The following is a 17648-nucleotide window of genomic DNA, read 5'->3' as shown; positions in this document are numbered from 1 at the left end:
GGACTGCGGCCACACCTATCTCCCGTTACCCAGCGAGGCGCAGACCTGGGCGGCGTATATGCGGGACGCCCGTCGCCCACGCGGTTAGCAGCGGTGTCGGATGGGCAGACTGCCCACATGCATACGCTGCAGTACGCCCCGGGCAGAGCCGTCGACGTGATCGGTGAGGCAGGTGCTGTGGTGCTGATGTGGCACGGCGCGCAGACCGACGCGCGTACGACCATGCGACCACTGGCCGAATTGGTGGCCGGTCACGGCCTCACGGTGGTGGTGCCGGATTGGGACTCCCACGCCCCCGACGGCGGTCGTGCTGATCTGGTCGGATCGCTCGAGTTCGTCCGCGAGCGCGCCGATGTCGACCGGCTTCTCTTGGTCGGCTGGTCGCTGGGCGGTGCTGCCGCGGCCGGAGTGGCCATCAACGCCGGGCAGTTCGATGTGGCTGTGGCCCACACTGTCTGTCTGGCGGGCGCGTTCATCGCACGCAGCCCGATAACCGGCGCACCCCTGCCCACCCAATTACCCAACAACCCTTCACCTTTCACGCTGTTGCACGGTGCGGCCGATGATGTGGTGCCGGTCGAGGTGAGCCGGTCGTTCGCGGCGAAGCTGCGCGACAGCGGTTGGCCCGTCGAGTACGTCGAGTTGGCCGCCGACCACGGCGCGATCGCCGGCGCCACCTACGACCGCGCCGGGGATCGCTACCTCCCGTCGGACGACCCTGCGGTGTTGGCGGTCGCCGCCGACGTGGCCGGGCGCATCGCATCTGCGACGGGGGTTGACCTCAACAATGGTTGAGGGCGCACGGTGGACCCATGAGTTCCGAAATGACCCAGATCCGAGACGATCTCTGGCAGACCCGCACCGAATCCCCCTTCCCGGGCCTGACGACACACGCGTATCTGTGGCGGCGGCCAACCGGAAACATCCTGTTTTACAGCCCGGCCTCTGACGCGGACTTCGACGCCATCGAGGACCTGGGCGGCGTGAGCGCGCAGTACCTTTCCCACCTCGACGAGGCGGGCCCGATGCTGGCGCGTGTCGCCGAGAGATTCGGATCCCGGTTGCACGCGCCGGCCGCCGAACTGGACGCGATCACCCGCCACGCCAGGGTCGACGTGCCCGTTGCGGCTCGCCGTCATGTCGACGAGAACGGCGTCGATGTGGTTCCCACGCCAGGACATTCGGACGGCAGCACCTGTTATCTGGCCGAAGGCGTCGGCGGCGAAACGTACTTGTTCACCGGCGACACCATGTTCCCGACGGCCGCCGGCACGTGGGCGACATTTCTGGCACCTGGGCGCGGCAGCGCCGCGGACCTGCGGTCGAGCCTCGAGGTGCTTGCGACGGTGCAACCGAGCGTGGTGATCTCAAGCGCGTTCGGCGGCGACACGGCGATCGAGTCGGTCGACAACGGCCGCTGGAGCGAATGCGTCGCCGAGGCGCTGAAGACCGTGCCGGCCTGAGTTACCCGTCGACGAAGGTGACTGTCTCGTCGAGCGGCGCCCGACCTGTTCGAGGAAGACTCACGGTGGTGTCCTCATAGCCGATCGACATGCCGCAGAACAGGATCAGCCCTTCGGGGGGCGAGACGACGTCGGCGACGGTTTCGCGCACCTGAGACCAGGCCATCTGCGGACAGCTGTGCAGCCCCTCGGCGCGTAGGAGCAGCATGACGCTCTGCAGATACATGCCGACGTCGGCCCATTGCGCCACGCCCAGGTCCCGGTCGATATAGACGAACAGCGCTGCGGGCGCGCCGAAGCAATCCCAGTTGGCGATTGCCGCACGTTGGCGGGCTTCCCAATCCTCGCGGGCGATGCCGAGTGCGCTGTAGCGCTCCTTGCCGAAGGCGGCCCGGCGCTCCTGATAGACCGGCTTCATCGGCTGCGGATACATCTCGTATTCGCGGTCGTCCCACGGGACTCCGGTGGCGACACGCTCGGTGGCGCGCTTCTTCAGCTCCGCCAGCGGCGCGCCGGTCACCACGAAGGTGTTCCACGGCTGAATATTCGATCCCGATGGTGACCAGGCCGCGGCGGTCAGCACACGGTCGATCACTTCGCGCGATACCGGCCGGTCGGTGAAGGCGCGCACAGCCCGCCTGCTCTCGACGGCCTCATAGACATCCATCATCTCATTGCCTGCTTCGTTTCGATCCTTACAGTATCATTCAACACCGTATTGATCGATACTATTTCCGTCAGGGCGTAGCCGAGATCCGGTCGAGGAGTGCAGTGAGCTGTTTGGCTTCTACCGGTTTGAGCGGGGCGACGAGCTGTTCGGCCAGTGGCTCTGCGGCCACATGGGCGGCGTCGAAGACCTTGAGTCCCTTCTTGGTGATCTCCACCGCGCGGATGCGTCGGTCCCCCGGCACCGTCTTGCGCACGGCGAGGCCCTGACGTTCGAGGTCGTCGACGACTCGCATGATTCCCGCCTTGTCCGAGCCGGTCGCGGCAGCGAGGTCGCGTTGGGGCGTGGGCCCGCGGTTGACGAGCACCAGCAGCACCGCGAAGTGTCGCAACTCGATACCGAGCGGCCGGAAGGCCTCCGACATCACCGCGGCCGCGTGCCAGTGGGCGCGACGCAGCGCCAATCCGAGTGCGAAAGGCGACGTGTCGCCGGCCCGGTCTGTCGCGCGCGCATTGCCCATGGCGCGACGATACCGTCGCATCCGCGAAACGTACGTTTTGCACCGAAAGTGCGAGAAGGACCGAACAAAAGGTGCATTTCGCGAAACCGCGTTCGCGACTAGGCGTCCTTGCGCGGTGGCCGCTGGTCGTTAGGGTCGGTCGGGTCGGGGTCGCCGAACCACCGCCACGGCGTGTGCTCTGCGTAGGTGTCGTGCCAGCTCCACCACTCATACGGTGGCGTTTGCGGGTAGCCCTCTGGCGAGTCCTCCCAATCCTCCTGCCGCCCAAGAGCGGTCATGTCGAGCAGGTTCCAGGTGTTGACGAAGACTTCGTCGCCGCGGCCGTTGATGAGATAGGTGCGGAACACGTGGCCGTCGTCGTCGCGGATGAACGCGTTGGTGGCGTGCCACATATCGCAGCCGAAGTCCTTGTCGAAATCGTCGGTGATGGTGTACCACGGATGCCGCCAACCCATCTTTGCCTTCATCCGCTCAAGGTCGGGTTGCGTCGCGCGCGAGGCATAGACGAACGTGGTGTCTCGCGCGTTGAGATGGGCGAGGTTGGGCACATGATCGGCCATCAAAGAGCAACCGACGCAACCGTGTTCGGGCCAGCCCGGGTGCCCGGGAACATCGTCGCCGCCGGTGCCGGGTTCGATGAAGGCGCGGTAGACGATCAGTTGGCGCCTGCCGTCGAACAGATCGAGCAGACTAACCTTGCCGTTCGGCCCGTCGAACACGTACTCCTTCTCGACTGCAAGCCACGGCATCCGACGCCGCTGTGCAGCCAGGGCGTCACGAGCGCGTTGAACGTCCTTCTCCTTTACCAGCATCGCCTGCCAGGCGGCATCCCACTCCTGCGCAGAAACGACCGGTGGAGTCTTCATGGTCATGACTGCTCCAGTGCGGTCTTCAGGTTGGACAGCTTCCACGGCCAGCCACCGGAGATCAGACCCAGCACAGTACTGTCCGGACCGAAGTCGTCATGGATGACAGTCAACTTCACCATCTCGCCCTCGGGTTCCAGGTCGAACGAGACCTTCGACCGACGTTCGGCGGCGCACGTGGCGACCGTCTGCTCGTCGAGACCTTCGACGGCTGTGGCCAGTTCGGGAACGAAGGTGTGGAAGGTGAATGCGAGTCTGCGGTACGGGTCGGATTCCAGGATCACCTGGTCGGGGTGTTCGATCTTCAGCCCGTGGTCCTCCCAGGCGTAGGTGGAGCCCTTCTTCCAGTCGGACACCATCGCGTGTCCCATGTATCGGTGCGAGAACGCGGGGTCGGTGATTGCCTGCCAGAGTCTCTCCGGCGTGGTGCGGATGTAGGTGGTGTAGACGAATTCCCTGCTGTCGCTCATTGATTCGCTCTCCAATGCTGTCTTCAAGTCCGCGAGCGTCTGAACCCGCGCGCGGTCGTATTGGTTGATCCAACGGTCGGCGATGGCGTTGATCGGCTCCGCGTTGAGGTAATGCAGCTTCTCCCGCCCCCGCCACACCGTGGTGACCAGGTTGGCCGCTTCGAGCACCGCGAGATGCTTGCTGACCGATTGCCGCGCCATTGACAGCCGCGCGCACAACTCCTGCAAGTTCTGCCCGTTGCGGGCGTTGAGGCTGTCGAGCAGTAGGCGTCGACTTGGGTCTGCCAGCGCCTTGAATACCTCGTCCATCTCTGCCATATCCGTGATATGCAGCTGGTCGGCTGCATGTCCGACTATATGCAGCCCTTCGGCTGCATGTCAACGGGTCGACTGGTCGAGTTCCCAGAACCGGGCGACCGCGAAGTCACGTTGGTTGGAGTCGAACATCTCGAAGTGACTGAGTCGACCACCGTCGAACAACCCGAGCATCACCATCGGAATCTCGACGTCGGTACCGTCGGCCGATGTTCCCCTCGCCAGTAGGTCGCTGAGAACACCCGACGCCGAGTAGTCGATGATTTCGGTGGGCTCCACCCAGACGTTCGGAATGAGCGAGGCGATCGCGGCGACTGATGTGCTGAAGTCATCGACCGTCTCGCCTGCTCCTAGTTGACGGTGGTTGAGGTACGTGGCGCCGGCGATGCTTGCCCGCCACGCCGGCCAGTCGTGACGGTTCAGCTGCTGAAGTATTTTCAGGTGCGCCTCGATGACTTCCGGATACGTCACCTCGCGTGATGCGAGCCAGCGAGCGGTAAGTTCAGCGAGCGCCCCGTTCATGTCCTCCGGATCGAAAATCACCGTGTTGTGCGCCAATTCGTCTTCCGCGACTTCGGTCAGCGTAAGGGATTCGACGGTGACCGGGCGGTCCGTTTCACCCATGTCCCGCCATCTCTCCCGGGTAAGCCCAAGGTGCTTCCCTCGGATGGCAACGGGTTCTACCTCGAGACGCCAAGAATCCGGCGCTCGGCACATCGCCTCAGCGGCTCTGCGTCGTTCTAGCCCCACATGCGACGCGTGCAAACCCTTTCGCCGGTCCTCCAATTGTCCGTCAGCCGACGAGAGGGCGCGGAAAGCCTCTACATCGCGGCGATTGATCGTGTCGACTATTCGTGTCCAGGTCCTGATCGCAGCGTTCGCGGGTCCTTGCGCGCGGGAACTGAGTTCGGCGAAGCGGCCAAGTGCGGTATCGCGCTGGGACAGGTCGAACGCCTCCATCCGAGCAACACGGCTTGCGTCGAAGACGATGAGAATGATGGCCGGAAGCTCGATCGCGGTGCCCCCGACGGTGGTGCCTCTGACGATGACATGACTGACGACGCAGGTCGCTGAGTGCGCGAGTATCTCAGCAGGGTCCACCCACATGTCGGGGATCAGTGAAGTCAGCGCACGGATCGATCGCCAGTGGTCAGCGATCGTCTCGGGATGTTCACTAGTCAGTTGCCGATGATTGACGTAGGCAGCATCGGCTTCCATGGCAGCGATCGCATCCCAATCGTGACGGTTGTACGCCTCGTTGCCTTGGCTGGCTGCCTCAATGACCGCCGGATGCGCGACCTCACCTGACGCAAGCCAGCGCGCCGTGAGTTCAGCGATCGCGCCGTTGTTGTCATCCGGATCGAAAAGTACTGTGCGGCGGATCAAACCGTCGTCGCCAAGCTCTGTGAGCATCAACGTCTCGGCGGTGATCGGCTGGTCGTCCTCGCTGGTGTCACGCCACCTCTCGCGCGTGAGCCCGATGCCAGAACCTCTGATGGCGACTGGTTCCACTTCCATCCGCCAGCCTTTGGGGGCGTCGAGCACCGCCTGCACCACCCTTGGCGCGGCTTTTCCACTGTCCCCCAGGCCTTTTCGTCGATCGTCGTAGCGCCCGTTTTGATCATGAAGGGAAAGAAAACGATCCATGTCGCGGCGGTTGAAGGCCTCCGCTAGCTGCGTCCTGGCTTGTGTCGCCGCGTTACCGAGGAGGTGTGGTGCGGCAGTGAGCTCGTCGAACGTCGCAAGCGCGGCATCAATGTCGGCCTCATCGAAGTCCTCGCCCCGGCTGATCTTGTCGCCTTCGAACGTGATGAGGCTGACCTCGCGCCATTCGACTTCGAAGCCCTCCTTGGAGATCGCCCGCGCCACATTGGTGACGACGGCTCCGCAGTCGGTCAGCCGATGAACCGTTTCGACGTAGGTCGTGGATTCTGGTGTGAGATCCCATGTGGCGCCCAGGTATGTAGGCAAATCGCTGACCTCATACATCGGGATCGGTCGATGATCGATGTGTACCCAGTCAGGGGTCGTCGCCGGAACCTCGTGCTTGTTGAGCGCCGTGAACGTGCGTGCCACGAGCGACCATGTGTGCGAGTGCGCGGCCGCTTCGCCGGCGAGGTATCGAGCGTCGAGTTCTTCGAAAGCCGCGTCGAGGTCCTGGAGGTCGAAATTGATACCCGCTGTGATATGGGCGTTGGCGTCGATCTCGATGAGGGTGAGCATCTCGAGGTTGAAGGCATCCGAGCGCGTCGCGCTGCCCGATACCCTGCTACGCGTGAGTGCGAGGCGCTCACCGCGCGTGGCGATGACAGTCGATTCGAGATTCGTGACGCCGACTTCGACAACGGCCCGCAGGTTCGCGATCTGGGCGTCCCTACCGCGATGAAGTCCGCCGCTGACCACGCGACGCCGGTCGTCATGACATATGTCATCGGTGATCATCTGCGCCATCGCGGTCCAGTCGCGCACCGCAAGGTAGGCGTTGAAGCGCTCGAACGTCCGGCTTGCCGCGTTTTCCAGCCGCGAGGTGGTTGAGCTCAATTCCCGGAGACGCGCGAGCGCGGACTCGAGGTCTGTTTCATCGAAGATCTCGCAGCGGTTGACCGCGTCACCGTCGACGGTCAGCAGGGTGACTCCCCGCCACTCCGCGTGGAAATCATCGGGTGAAGTCCCCCGTGCCGCATGTGTGACGACAACCCCGGCATTACTCAGGTGGTGCACGGCCTCGATGTGGATGGCGATCTCCGGCGCTAGCTCAAACGCGGAATGGATGTACGGGATGAGGTCACCGGCGGTGAACGTGATACCGCTCCGGTGGTCGACGCTGACAAAATCGACAGTCGTCGCGGGCGCCTCATGCCGGTTGAGTGCCGCGCAGCCATCGCGAATGACCGACCATGTGTGCGCATGCGCGGCCGCTTCGCCGGCTACGAATCGGGCGTCGAGTTCTTCGAAAGCCGCTTCGACATCATCGGGGTCGAACACGACCAGAGCCACGATCTTCTTCTCTGCGTTGATCTCGACAACGTCGAGCGCATCACCGACAACTGGAGCGGAGCGGTCGTGGACGACGAAAGCGTGGTGCTCCAGCACCAGGTGTTCCCCACGCGTCGCAATGATGGTCGAGAGAACTTCTGTGCACCCGAGTTCGGCGCTGACTCGCTCGTTGGCGATTTCGGCATCCCTCCCGTGCCGGACTCCGTTGACGATGCGTCGGCGATCATCGGCCACGAAGTCCTCGGACAGCACGCCTCGTATCGCATCCCAGTCGCGGGATGCAAAGTGCGCCAGGTAGCGTTCCACCACTCTGCCGGCCGCGTTGTCGATCCGCCGCTGCTGCGGGCGCAGTTCTTCGAAACGCGCGAGCGCGGCGTCGAGGTCGTCCTCATCGAACACCTCCAACCGTGTTCGCCCGGCCTCGAACGTGACGACATCTGTGGCGGACCAGAGCATCTGGTTGCCCTGTGCGCCGTTGCCCTCGATGACGAGGTTGATGACGGCACCGTGCGCATCGAGCGCGTGCACCGCCGCGATCCGATAACGCGCGTCGGGCAGGAGCGCCCAGAGTTTGTCGGTGACATGCCCGATGTCGTCCGGTGCGAACGGGATTCGTCGATGGTCGACGAACTCAGATATTTTCTCCGCCATCACCCCGGGCTGGTGGCGGTTCAGGACGCGGCCCACAGCAACGAATTCTTGCCAGACGTCTGCGTACGGTGCGGCCTCGCCAGCGAGGAAGCGAGCATTGAGTTCCTCTAAGGCAGTGTCGATCTCATCAAGGTCGAAGGCGATGAATGCGGCGATCCGGTCATCGGCGTCGATTTCAGTGATGCGCAGCAGTTCGCCGTAGAACGCATCGGGTCGTGTGTCTCGGCCTCGGTAGACGGTGCGAACCAGGGCGAGTCGCTCGCCGCGGACGGCAATGACCTCAGAGGTCATCGTTGCCGCCCCGACGTCAGCGGTCGCCCGCACCTCCGCCATCATCTTGGCTCGGCCCGTGCCGACTCGCCGAACTCCTCGACGCCGGTCTTCGACGCAGATGTCGTCGGTGAACAATTCTCCGATCTCATCCCACTGCCTGTCGGCGAAGAGCGCGTTCAACCGCGCGTCGGCCCGGCTGGCGGGATTCGCGAGCGAATTCCGCCGTTCGGACCGGGCGTGTGCGGCGTCCAGCTCCGCGACCGCCGCATCCATGTCCTCGACGTCGAACCACACCTGCATCGCGATTCGGCCGTTCCCGTCCAGGCCTGCTACATGGAGCATCTCATCCTGCGGTGCACCAGAACTCAGATCCGCAGTGCTTATCCCCAGCCGCGTGAGCGCTAGGCGTTCGCCGCGCATAGCGACGGTGGTGTGGTGGTAGTGCACCATACCGGTGTCGAGGAAACCTCGCATATCTTGCGGCCACCGGCTGGACGGAACATCGGTCTGCGGGAATCCTACGATCCTGCGGCGGCTTTCGACAGATACCCGTGGGGCAAGCAATTCCTCGACCTCATCCCACGCCTGGCGATTGACGGCATCGATCAGCCGATTGCCTGCTCGTACGCACGCATTGACGGCTTGGACGTCGCACGGTTCATCCGGCGCCAGGTCAGGTGCGCCGGCACGTGCACCCAGGAGCGTTCGCGCCTTTTCCAGCAGCGCCGCAGCACCTTTGCGCTCGTACAACCCCGACGCCTGCTCGGCGGCGGCCCGCGCGCCTGCCGAATCCCCGGCGGCATGCAGCACCGTCGCCAGCGCGAGGCATGCATCACCGTGGTCGACCAACGCATCCGTCCGCCCCGCGATCGCGACAGCCTCCTGCGCCACCCGCTTCGCTTCGTCGTGTGCGCCGCTGCGCGCCAACAGCTGTGCTCGAACAGTGCGCCATGCGATCGAAGCCCGCAACGCGTGACCCGCGAGACGCTCACTCTCCGCGCACAATTCGTCGGCTTCGACGTTCCTGTCCATGGCCAGACAAGCGCGGGCCAGCAATGCGGCCGTCTCGGCCGTATCGGTGTCGATGCCCATCCGCCGGAAACCGAGACAGGCCCGCCGCAGATACGGCTCGGCGGCGGCAGGATCGTCGGCGACCAACTCGACGATGCCTGCGAAATGATCCACTTCCAGGAGGGCATGCCGCAAGCCCAGCTCGGTGAGCGTACGTCTGGCGCTCTCGATCAGGCTGCGCCCCGCCGCGGCGCGTCCGCGAAAAGCGTCCAGCACACCTTGACACCTCGTCGATGTCGCCTCCACCACGGGGGATCCTGTCGTGATACGCAGCAGGCGCACCACATCGAGGCACCGTCCGCCCGCACGGGGCACCGGATTGGGACCCCATAGCGCGGCCAGTGGCGCATTCGCCAGCACCGCGTTGACTCGCCGATGTTCACGTGCACGGCGCGCGGCGGTGAGCGCGTGGTCCAGCGCCATTTCACAGTCGGCGATTCGTCCGAGGCGGGCCAGGCATCCGGCCCGCACGGTATGGGCCGTGGCCTCCCCCGCAGCGTCCTCTAGTGCCGCGAACTCTTCAGCCGCCACAGCGAGTGCTGATTCGATCTCGTCCAGGCGTTCGGGACGGGTCAGCATCGACAGCTGACCGTCGAAGCATGCACCCCATGCGGCGAGGCGCGGCGAATCTCTTGTGGTGCTTTGCAATTGCGACACCGCACCGACGGCCGACGTGACGTCACCGGCGGCCAGCAACGCTTCACAGCGCGCGACCAACAGTTCGGCTTGCACATCGTCACGGTCGGGCAACTCGTCGTCGAGTTCCTCGAGCGCATGCAGCGCACGGTCGTAGAGTTCGGCCGCGCCCTCGTATGCCAACCGGGCCATCGCCTGGTCGGCTGCGCGCCTGCAGTATTCGACGGCCTTGGCCGCGTTACCGGCCCATGCGCATTCGAAGTAGTGGTAGGCAAGCTCGGCCAGCAGTTCGTGTTCTTCGCCTGCGGTCGCCTCCAGCGTCGCGGCGATGCGTTGATGCAACCGCATCCGGCGCACCGAAGCGAGCTCGGCCAACAGTGACTGGCGGACTATCGCGTGGTTGAACCGGTAGCAACCGCCGGGCTCTTCGACGACTATGCCCGCCTTGTACGCCTCGTCGAACGCGTCGACGAGGTCGTCACCGATTACCTGCTCCACCAAATCCAGCGCGAACCGGCTGCCCACCACCGCCGCCGCGGCAAGGGCCTTGTTGGTCTCCGCGGAGAGCCGAGAAAGCCTGCGGCTCACCGCTTCTCGAACCCCCTGCGGCAGCGTGTCCGGGTCCCAGCGGCCGCCGCTTTCAGCTACGTGACGCAGTGCTTCAATCAGGAAGAACGGATTGCCGCCGGTGACCGACGCCAAGGCCCTGGCCAGTTCCTCGTCGTCGTAGCCCGCCTCGGCGACGTAGGCACTGACATCTTCTTCGTCGAGCCCACGCAGGTGGAGGCGGTCGTCTGAACCGTCGCGGTGAAGATCGGCCAGCATCGCCGCCAGCGGGTGTGACCGGTCGAGGTCCGTGCTGCGATATGTGCCGACGATCTGCACGCGGGCCTGTTCACCGAACCGCAGGAGGTGACGCAGCAGCAGCAGGGTGGGCTTGGCCGCCCAGTGCAGGTCGTCGAGGATCAGGACGACGGGCGCGCACGTCGACGCGACACCGAGCAGCGCGACGACAGCATCGAACAATGCGTAGCGTTCGGTATCCGGGTCCGCGCGCGGCCGCGCAGCGAGATCCGGTAGCACGTCGGTCAATCCGGGCACCAGCGGAAGAAGTGCTTCGACACCGCGCAGTTGCCTAAGCCGGTCGGCGCCGACGCACGGCACGAGGGAACGTAGCGCTTCGGCGAACGGTTGGTACGGCGCACCGAGATCCTCGTCGCAGCGCCCGTACAGCACCACGGCGTTTTGGTTGTAGGCCAATCGGGACCATTCGCCGGCCAGGCGTGTCTTTCCGACGCCCGGTTCGCCGGCGATCAACACGGCGTGCGCGCCCGCGGCCAACGTGGTTTGCCATGTCGACAGCAGGAGTTCGAGTTCCCGGCCACGGCCGACAAACGGACCCGGTGCGGCGAGCACGGCGGGCAGCGGTGGGCGCGCCATCGGAGTATCGGTTGCGACAGCGCGGGATTCGTCGTCGATCGCCAACCGGAGTTCGAAGACATGTTCCGGTCGCGAGAGATTGCGTAATTGGCGCGTACCGAGATCGGCCAATACGACATCGTCGGCAAGCGAGTCGATGACGAGTTCGGCTGTCGCGCCCGAGCACAAAATCTGACCGCCGGCCGCCAGTGACCGAAGCCGGGCCGCGCGGTTGACCGCCCGACCGAAGTAGTCACCGTCGCGCAACTCGACCTCGCCGGTGTGCAGCGCGGCGCGAATGCGCATGGGGTCGGCCAGCGCCCACGGTTCGTTGTGGATCGCGTTCTGCAGTTCGATGGCCGCCGCGGCGGCTGCTGACGGCCGATCGAACACCGAGAACGTCGCGTCTCCTTCACCGCGGGTCTTGACCAGTCGCCCACCGCGCGCGGTGACGACCTGCCCCACGATCTCGTCGTGTCTGGCCAGTGCCACCGCCATCGCGTCGGCGTCTGCCTCCCACGCTGCCGTCGACCCCTCGATGTCGGTGAGGAGGAAGGTCACTGCGCGCGTCACCACAGAGAGCTGCTGAGACACAGGTGTTTCCAATGCATCGTCCTGAGCGACGATGGCGGCTTCCAGCCGGCGCAACTCCGGTCCGGGGTCGACGCCGAGCTCGTCGGCCAGTAGCGCCCGCGCCCGCTGGTATGCGCCGAGCGCTTCACCCTGTCTACCGGCGCGGTAGAGCGCGAGCATCAGCTGGCCCCAACGCCTTTCGCGCAGCGGGGCGTCGGCGACCGCGGCCTCCAATTCGCCGATGATCTCTGCGGCGCGGCCGGTCGCCAGTAGCGCGTCGGCTCGATCCTCGACCAGCGCGGCATGGCCTTCGATCCACCTCGTCTTCTCGGACCCGCCGCGCGGCCCGTCCGGCAGTTCGGGGACTCCCCGCCATAGCGCCAGCGCTTGGTCGAATCGTTCAACGGCACGGCTGATATCGCCGGCGGCGACCGCTTCGCGGCCTGATTTGACCGCCGACTTGTAGCGTGATGCATCGATCTCGGTGGTGCTCAAGGTCCAGCCGGCGCCCTCCGTCAGCACGAAGCCGTCACCCAACGTGCGCCGCAGCGCCGAGATATGTGTCTGCAACGCCTTCGCTGCGGTGCGGGGCGGATCGGTCCCCCACAGAAGCTCCACCAGGGTGCCGGCGGGAACTACAGAGCCGCCGTGCAACCCAAGCATCGTGAGGATGGCCCGGGGTTTGGCGCCAGGAATGCCGACCGGCAGGCCGTACTGCCGGACTTGTAGAGGCCCTAAAACCCCCAGCTCCACCGTTTGAAGGTTACTCACCTCGGCATCGTCAAAGACCCGATTCAACGGCCGGTCAAGGCCGAGTAAAGGTTCGGTGGGCCGCTGCCGCGCGCATCGTCACCTTCGCCAGGGGCACGGTCGCGCGGGCGAGCGGCCAGCAGTTTCACCACTACAACGGTGCTGCGCCCCGGCGGCACCCGTTTCGTCTGGACCACCGACCTACTGCCCGACGAGTTGGCCCCGAATGTGGACACGATGATGTAGCCACCCATGTGGCAGGCTCGCGCTGTGGACCTGCCGACGCCCGATCACGACCTTCCGCACCTCGCCGACGTGGTGCCCTCCGTGCTGTCGGCGATGGGCGCCGCCGGCTTCGATGGGCCGATCCCGCTGTCCGACCAGATCACCAGCGCGTGCGTGTTGTTGGTGGACGGACTCGGCGCGGAGCTTCTCGACGCTCACGCCGACGAGGCGCCGGTGTTGGCCGCACTGCGCACCGGCACCTTGCAGGTTGGCTTCCCGTCGACCACGGTGGCAGGTCTGGCCGCGGTCGGCACCGGCTGCCGCTCAGGCGAACACGGCATGGTCGGCCTGTCGTTCCGGCTTCCCGGCGCCGAGGTGGTCAACGCGCTCGGATGGCGGCCGCACCCGTGGGGCGGCGACTTGCGCGACACCATGGTGCCGGAACAGGTGCAACCTTCGCCCACCACTTTCGAGAGGGCAGCAGCGACCGGTATGGCGGTCAGCGTTGTCTCCGGTGCGCAGTTCAGCGACTCCGGATTGACGCGCGCGGTATTGCGCGGCGCGCGCTACGTCGGCGTTCACGCGATGGGCGACCTGGCGGCCGGTGTGCAATCGGCGCTTGCCGACGGCGGGTTCTGCTACGGGTATCACGCCGACCTCGACATGGTTGGGCACATCTACGGGCCCGGTTCGCCCGCGTGGCGGATGCAGTTGCGGCAGGTGGACCGGTTGGTGGAGTCGATCGTCGATGGCCTGCCGCCAGGCAGCTTGCTCGCGGTGGTGGCCGATCACGGCATGGTCGCAGTCGACGCGGCGCAGACGGTGGATATTGATGCCTCCGAGTCGTTGCTGGACGGGGTCGAGGCCATCGGCGGCGAGCCGCGCGCCAGACACGTCTATGTCGCCGACGGCGCCCTCGACTCGGTGCTGGCCACGTGGCGGGAATCCTTGTCGCAGCACGCCTGGGTGGCGTCCCGGGACGAAGCGATCGCGGCGGGCTGGTTCGGCGAGCGGGTCAGCGACGATGCCCGGTTTCGCATCGGGGATGTGGTCACCGCGGCCCGTGGCACAACGGGTTTGATGCGACGCACGGTTGAACCGCTGTTGTCGGCCCTGATCGGTCAACACGGCTCGCTGACGTCCGCCGAGCAGCAGATCCCTCTGCTCCTTGCGTATGGATGACAGCGGAAAGCCTTGAAACACAGTACATTCGGATACACTTACCACGAATTATGTTGCTGTAAAGCAATATTGACGAACCAGTGCCGCCACAACTGAGTAAACACCTGAATTTTCAGCCATTTTCCGGTCACTACTCAGGAAGTACCAAGGTGAGGGCCGGTACCCGCGGTACCGAAGAGGCCACCCAGCGCGGATCTTCACCACCAGTCCGGTGTGGCGCACGACACGTTTCCGGCACGCAAACTGTGATACCCGCCACTTGTCGGTGGCCTTTTCGTGGACGTCAAAAGTCCTGTATGAGCTCCGAACTCGCCACGCTTCCATATCTAATCGCCATCGCGCGTCTGTGATTGCGCACGAAATTACCCATAACTACCAGCGGGTATCCGCGAAATCTGAAGCAGCAGTGCCGTATTGAATTATTCGGCAGCTCATAACATTTCGTGAACTGAGCCGTCGAAGCCACGAGTTGTGAAGGGTGTCACAGATTTTGGCCCGTTACAAAACCCTCTAGTAGCGTCCGGCCGCATGTTTGCTACCGTAACGCTTTTGACGCTCGTGAATTCGGTTGCGGGCACGCCGTACATCTCGGGCGGCGACTCGCCCCGTGGCACGGACTGCTCGGGCCTGGTTTCGTGGGTCACTAACGCAGCAACCGGCCGGCCGATCTACGGCGATCGGTTCAACACCGGCAACATCGAACGGGCGCTACTCGCCCGTGGCTTCCAGTACGGGACGCAGCCAGGCGCCCTGAACGTCGGTTGGAACGGTGGTCACACCGCCGCGACGCTGCCCGACGGCACCCCGGTCTCTTCCGGTGAGGGCGGCGGCGTGCGGGTCGGTGGCGGCGGCGCGTTCCAGCGGCAGTTCACCCACCACATGTTCTTGCCGATCGCGGTCGACCAGGGGCCTGCCCCCGATGCGATGCCCGCGCCGGACCCGATGATGCCGTTCGCGCCGCCGCCGCCGGAGATGGCGCCACCGCCCGCACCGGAGGCGCCGGTGGTGATGATGGCGGGCGAGGCCGCGCCGCCGGAGGTGGCTCCACCTGCCCCAGCCCCTGAGGTGGCTCCACCACCGTTGCCCGCCGACCCGTTCGCGCCCCCGCCTGCCCCGGCGCCTGAGGCGGCTCCGCCACCGCTGCCCGCGGATCCGTTCGCGCCGCCCCCACCGCCCGGGGACGTCCCTCCGTCTGCCTGATCCGCGGCTCGGCTAGCGTCTCGATCGTGATCGTGCTGCTGCCGCCGTCGGAAACCAAGCGCGCCGGGGGTGAGGGTCCGCCCCTGAGGTTGGATGCGCTCAGCTACCCGAAGCTCGAGCCGTTGCGTGCGTCGCTGATCGACGAACTCGTCGCGCTCGCCGACGACCACGACGCCTCCCGCAAGGCGCTTTCCATCTCCGCGTCCCAAAGTGCCGAGATCGAGCGCAACGCAAATCTGCGCACTGCGGCGACGTTGCCTGCGATCGACCGCTACACCGGGGTGCTCTACGACGTCCTGGACATCGGCTCGCTGCGCGGCGCATCCGCCGCGCGCGCCCGCGGCCGACTCGCGGTCGGCTCCGCACTGTTCGGCATGCTGCGGGCCGATGATCCGGTGCCCGCCTACCGGCTTTCCGCGACCTCGAAGCTGCCCGGCCAGTCGACGCTGGCGTCGCGATGGCGGCCGCTGCTGGAACCCGTGCTGAAGGAGATCGCGTCGCAGGAGTTGGTCGTCGATCTCCGTTCTGGTTCCTACGCCGCGCTGGGACGGTTGCCAGACGCCGTCAAGGTGGACGTGGTGGCCGAGCGCTCCGATGGTCAGCGCACCGTGGTGAGTCACTTCAACAAGGCGCACAAGGGTCGGCTGGCCAGGGTGCTGGCTACCACTCGCACGGAGCCGGGCGATGCGGCGCAGGTGGCAAGTGTGGCGCGGCGGGCAGGCATGCAGGTCGAGCGTCAAGGCAACGAGCTCACCGTGGTCATCCCCGGATAGCTTGCACCAGCAGCACCACCGTCTCGGCGCCTGCCCGTCTGTCTTCTGAAATGCGTTGATAGTCAGGCGATTGGGCCCAATCCCGAAACGCTTGTTCGTCAGGAAAGCTCATCAACACCACCTTGTCGCGGTCCCACTCGCCTTCGATCACCTGCGGCGCCTCGTCGGCGGCCAAGAGCGTGCCCGAGTACCGGGAGAACACATCCATGAACGCCGCCTGGTAGCGGTTGTAGGAGTCGCGGTCGGTGAACTTCAGTTGTGCGATGGCGAAGACGGTCACCCGGCCACCTTATTGTTACTGTCGCGAGCGTCAATGCGTAGCTAGCAAATTGTCCGTGTTGCAACAAGATTCGCGTCACCAGCCGCCGATTTTCCACAGCGGCGGTGTCGTGCAGAATGTCCGCACACACAGTGCACGATGTTGCATGACGGGAGCGACCTTGGTCACCAGCTCGGGGTATCTGACGCGATCTTCGTAACCCGCGGCCGGCACCGGAAACCGCCTTCGCCCCGACAACTGGTGTTGCGCAAACGGCTGGCGCTGGGTGGGTCGGCGGCACTGCTTGCGGCACTGATCGTTTCGGTGGGCACGGTGGTCAAGTGGGCCACTCACGAATCTGTTCCCCGTTCGATCGCCAGGCCGTCGACGCCGCCCGCGGTCGTCCGGCGCCGCCCGTGCCATTCGCGACTGACGCGAGAGGATTCCTCAACTCCCCCGCTCGGTGCGACGGCGCCCAGACCGCCGTCGCGATCGGCAGGACGTCCGGGTCACTGGTGGTGATCTGCGGCGACGAAAGTGGTCGATACGGGTGCCGCGGCGTTCGGCTCAGTGACGACGCGGTGCTCACCACGGCGGCCCGCAATACCGAACCGCACCGGTTCGTCGCGCGGCACGCCAGCGTGACCTACTCCGTGTCGCCGACCGAACTGCGCGTCACCGCGGGTGGCGCACTGCTCAAAGAGGAACCGATGCTCGAATACCGGTGGCCCTAGAGTTTCGCCACGAAGTCGGAGGTGTAGAACTCGTCCGGGGTCTGGGACAGATAACCCGGCCGACTGAGGTACATCCACGCACCCGTGGTGTCGGACGCGACCGGTCCCCTGATGGTCACGCTGCCGCTGCCCAATCCGTCGGCGGTGAGCACACCGGAGATCACGCCGGGATCGCCGGGGTTGCAGCCGACGGCCGACGAGTGAGGCATCTGCACCAAGCCCACGACGTAGACGGTGCCCGGGATCGCCCTGACCACCTGCACGTCGGCGACCACTTCGCCACCCACCCGCCGCACGGTTGCGGTTGGTCCCGCATACCCGGTCGGCCCGACGTGGGTGTTGCCGCTGAAGTCGCACCGCCGCAAGATCTGCGTGAACGCCAGGAAGGTTCCGCCGCCGCCCGTCGCGCCCCCGGTGGGTCCGTCGGCATTCGCGGCCGGGCTACCCACCGCAAGGATCGCGGGCATCGCCACGACCATCGCTGCCACGGTGTTCAGAACGCGCTGCCGCATCGTTGCTACCTGCCGTTCGTCGGTGCCTGCGTGCCTCGACACTAATAATTGACGCCCCGTTCGAAGGCCGAAACGGCAGATCCGTTCGCGTA

At 65.5% G+C, this 17648-nt stretch carries 14 protein-coding genes; 6 read left to right on the top strand and 8 right to left on the bottom strand.

The genetic code is table 11. The annotated features are described in order from the left end of the window. Positions 1 to 117 precede the first annotated feature (117 nt). Together A5724_RS15920 and A5724_RS15915 are read left to right on the top strand one after the other, a co-directional pair. On the top strand, positions 118 to 795 hold the full coding sequence (locus tag A5724_RS15920) for a S9 family peptidase (protein ID WP_067803500.1): 678 nt from the start codon (positions 118 to 120) through the stop codon (positions 793 to 795). Positions 796 to 812: 17 nt separating this feature from the next. Further along, entirely contained in the window at positions 813 to 1463 is a 651-nt protein-coding gene (locus A5724_RS15915; protein WP_067803497.1) for an MBL fold metallo-hydrolase, read from the top strand. Position 1464: 1 nt separating this feature from the next. Here the strand turns inward: A5724_RS15915 and A5724_RS15910 are convergent, their stop codons facing one another. From A5724_RS15910 to A5724_RS15885, 6 genes are all read right to left on the bottom strand, one after another. Continuing rightward, a complete protein-coding gene (locus tag A5724_RS15910; RefSeq protein WP_067803870.1) occupies positions 1465 to 2130 on the bottom strand; it encodes a nitroreductase in 666 nt (221 codons plus the stop codon). Positions 2131 to 2200: 70 nt separating this feature from the next. Next, positions 2201 to 2650, bottom strand: coding sequence for a MarR family winged helix-turn-helix transcriptional regulator (locus tag A5724_RS15905; protein WP_197518673.1), 450 nt, complete (start codon positions 2648 to 2650; stop codon positions 2201 to 2203). A gap of 98 nt (positions 2651 to 2748) precedes the next feature. Then, a complete protein-coding gene (locus A5724_RS15900; RefSeq protein ID WP_067803491.1) occupies positions 2749 to 3516 on the bottom strand; it encodes a DUF899 domain-containing protein in 768 nt (255 codons plus the stop codon). 2 nt (positions 3517 to 3518) lie between these two features. Then, positions 3519 to 4295: a metalloregulator ArsR/SmtB family transcription factor gene (locus A5724_RS15895; protein ID WP_067803867.1), complete on the bottom strand. Its 777-nt coding sequence runs from the start codon at positions 4293 to 4295 to the stop codon at positions 3519 to 3521. 69 nt (positions 4296 to 4364) lie between these two features. Then, complete coding sequence (locus A5724_RS15890; protein ID WP_067803488.1) at positions 4365 to 12674, bottom strand: BTAD domain-containing putative transcriptional regulator; 8310 nt, start codon at positions 12672 to 12674, stop codon at positions 4365 to 4367. A gap of 41 nt (positions 12675 to 12715) precedes the next feature. Beyond that, a complete protein-coding gene (locus A5724_RS15885; RefSeq protein WP_067803485.1) occupies positions 12716 to 12925 on the bottom strand; it encodes a hypothetical protein in 210 nt (69 codons plus the stop codon). A gap of 16 nt (positions 12926 to 12941) precedes the next feature. Here A5724_RS15885 and A5724_RS15880 point away from each other — a divergent pair, with 16 nt between their 5' ends. The 3 genes from A5724_RS15880 (at position 12942) to yaaA (ending at position 16051) form a co-directional block, all read left to right on the top strand. After that, a complete protein-coding gene (locus tag A5724_RS15880; RefSeq protein WP_067803864.1) occupies positions 12942 to 14078 on the top strand; it encodes an alkaline phosphatase family protein in 1137 nt (378 codons plus the stop codon). A gap of 528 nt (positions 14079 to 14606) precedes the next feature. Continuing rightward, positions 14607 to 15278: a glycoside hydrolase gene (locus tag A5724_RS34615; RefSeq protein ID WP_067803482.1), complete on the top strand. Its 672-nt coding sequence runs from the start codon at positions 14607 to 14609 to the stop codon at positions 15276 to 15278. A 26-nt stretch (positions 15279 to 15304) separates the two neighbouring features. Further along, the gene (gene yaaA / locus A5724_RS15870; protein ID WP_067803479.1) at positions 15305 to 16051 is read left to right on the top strand and encodes a peroxide stress protein YaaA; all 747 of its coding nucleotides are present in this window, start codon (positions 15305 to 15307) and stop codon (positions 16049 to 16051) included. On the opposite strand, the gene A5724_RS15865 is transcribed toward yaaA, so the two are convergent. Then, on the bottom strand, positions 16038 to 16331 hold the full coding sequence (locus tag A5724_RS15865) for a DUF1330 domain-containing protein (protein ID WP_067803477.1): 294 nt from the start codon (positions 16329 to 16331) through the stop codon (positions 16038 to 16040). The two genes, yaaA and A5724_RS15865, sit on opposite strands and share 14 nt — an antisense overlap. 320 nt (positions 16332 to 16651) lie before the next feature. Here A5724_RS15865 and A5724_RS15860 point away from each other — a divergent pair, with 320 nt between their 5' ends. Continuing rightward, a complete protein-coding gene (locus A5724_RS15860) occupies positions 16652 to 17044 on the top strand; it encodes a hypothetical protein (protein ID WP_067803474.1) in 393 nt (130 codons plus the stop codon). On the opposite strand, the gene A5724_RS15855 is transcribed toward A5724_RS15860, so the two are convergent. Continuing rightward, positions 17041 to 17556: a hypothetical protein gene (locus A5724_RS15855; protein ID WP_067803861.1), complete on the bottom strand. Its 516-nt coding sequence runs from the start codon at positions 17554 to 17556 to the stop codon at positions 17041 to 17043. The genes A5724_RS15860 and A5724_RS15855 overlap by 4 nt on opposite strands. Positions 17557 to 17648: the final 92 nt, after the last annotated feature.

Source organism: Mycobacterium sp. ACS1612, assembly GCF_001667505.1.
GTDB lineage: Bacteria > Actinomycetota > Actinomycetes > Mycobacteriales > Mycobacteriaceae > Mycobacterium.
Note: the sequence above shows the minus strand (reverse complement) of the source record. Positions and strands in the feature narration are given on the sequence as shown.

What these genes read in the sequence shown, in the direction of transcription:
- A5724_RS15920 (WP_067803500.1), top strand. Translation starts at nt 118, where the DNA reads ATGCATACGCTGCAGTACGCCCCGGGCAGAGCCGTCGACGTGATCGGT.
- A5724_RS15885 (WP_067803485.1), bottom strand. Translation starts at nt 12,925, where the DNA reads ATGGGTGGCTACATCATCGTGTCCACATTCGGGGCCAACTCGTCGGGC.
- A5724_RS15905 (WP_197518673.1), bottom strand. Translation starts at nt 2,650, where the DNA reads ATGGGCAATGCGCGCGCGACAGACCGGGCCGGCGACACGTCGCCTTTC.
- A5724_RS34615 (WP_067803482.1), top strand. Translation starts at nt 14,607, where the DNA reads ATGTTTGCTACCGTAACGCTTTTGACGCTCGTGAATTCGGTTGCGGGC.
- A5724_RS15855 (WP_067803861.1), bottom strand. Translation starts at nt 17,556, where the DNA reads ATGCGGCAGCGCGTTCTGAACACCGTGGCAGCGATGGTCGTGGCGATG.
- A5724_RS15895 (WP_067803867.1), bottom strand. Translation starts at nt 4,295, where the DNA reads ATGGACGAGGTATTCAAGGCGCTGGCAGACCCAAGTCGACGCCTACTG.
- A5724_RS15900 (WP_067803491.1), bottom strand. Translation starts at nt 3,516, where the DNA reads ATGAAGACTCCACCGGTCGTTTCTGCGCAGGAGTGGGATGCCGCCTGG.
- A5724_RS15910 (WP_067803870.1), bottom strand. Translation starts at nt 2,130, where the DNA reads ATGGATGTCTATGAGGCCGTCGAGAGCAGGCGGGCTGTGCGCGCCTTC.
- A5724_RS15915 (WP_067803497.1), top strand. Translation starts at nt 813, where the DNA reads ATGAGTTCCGAAATGACCCAGATCCGAGACGATCTCTGGCAGACCCGC.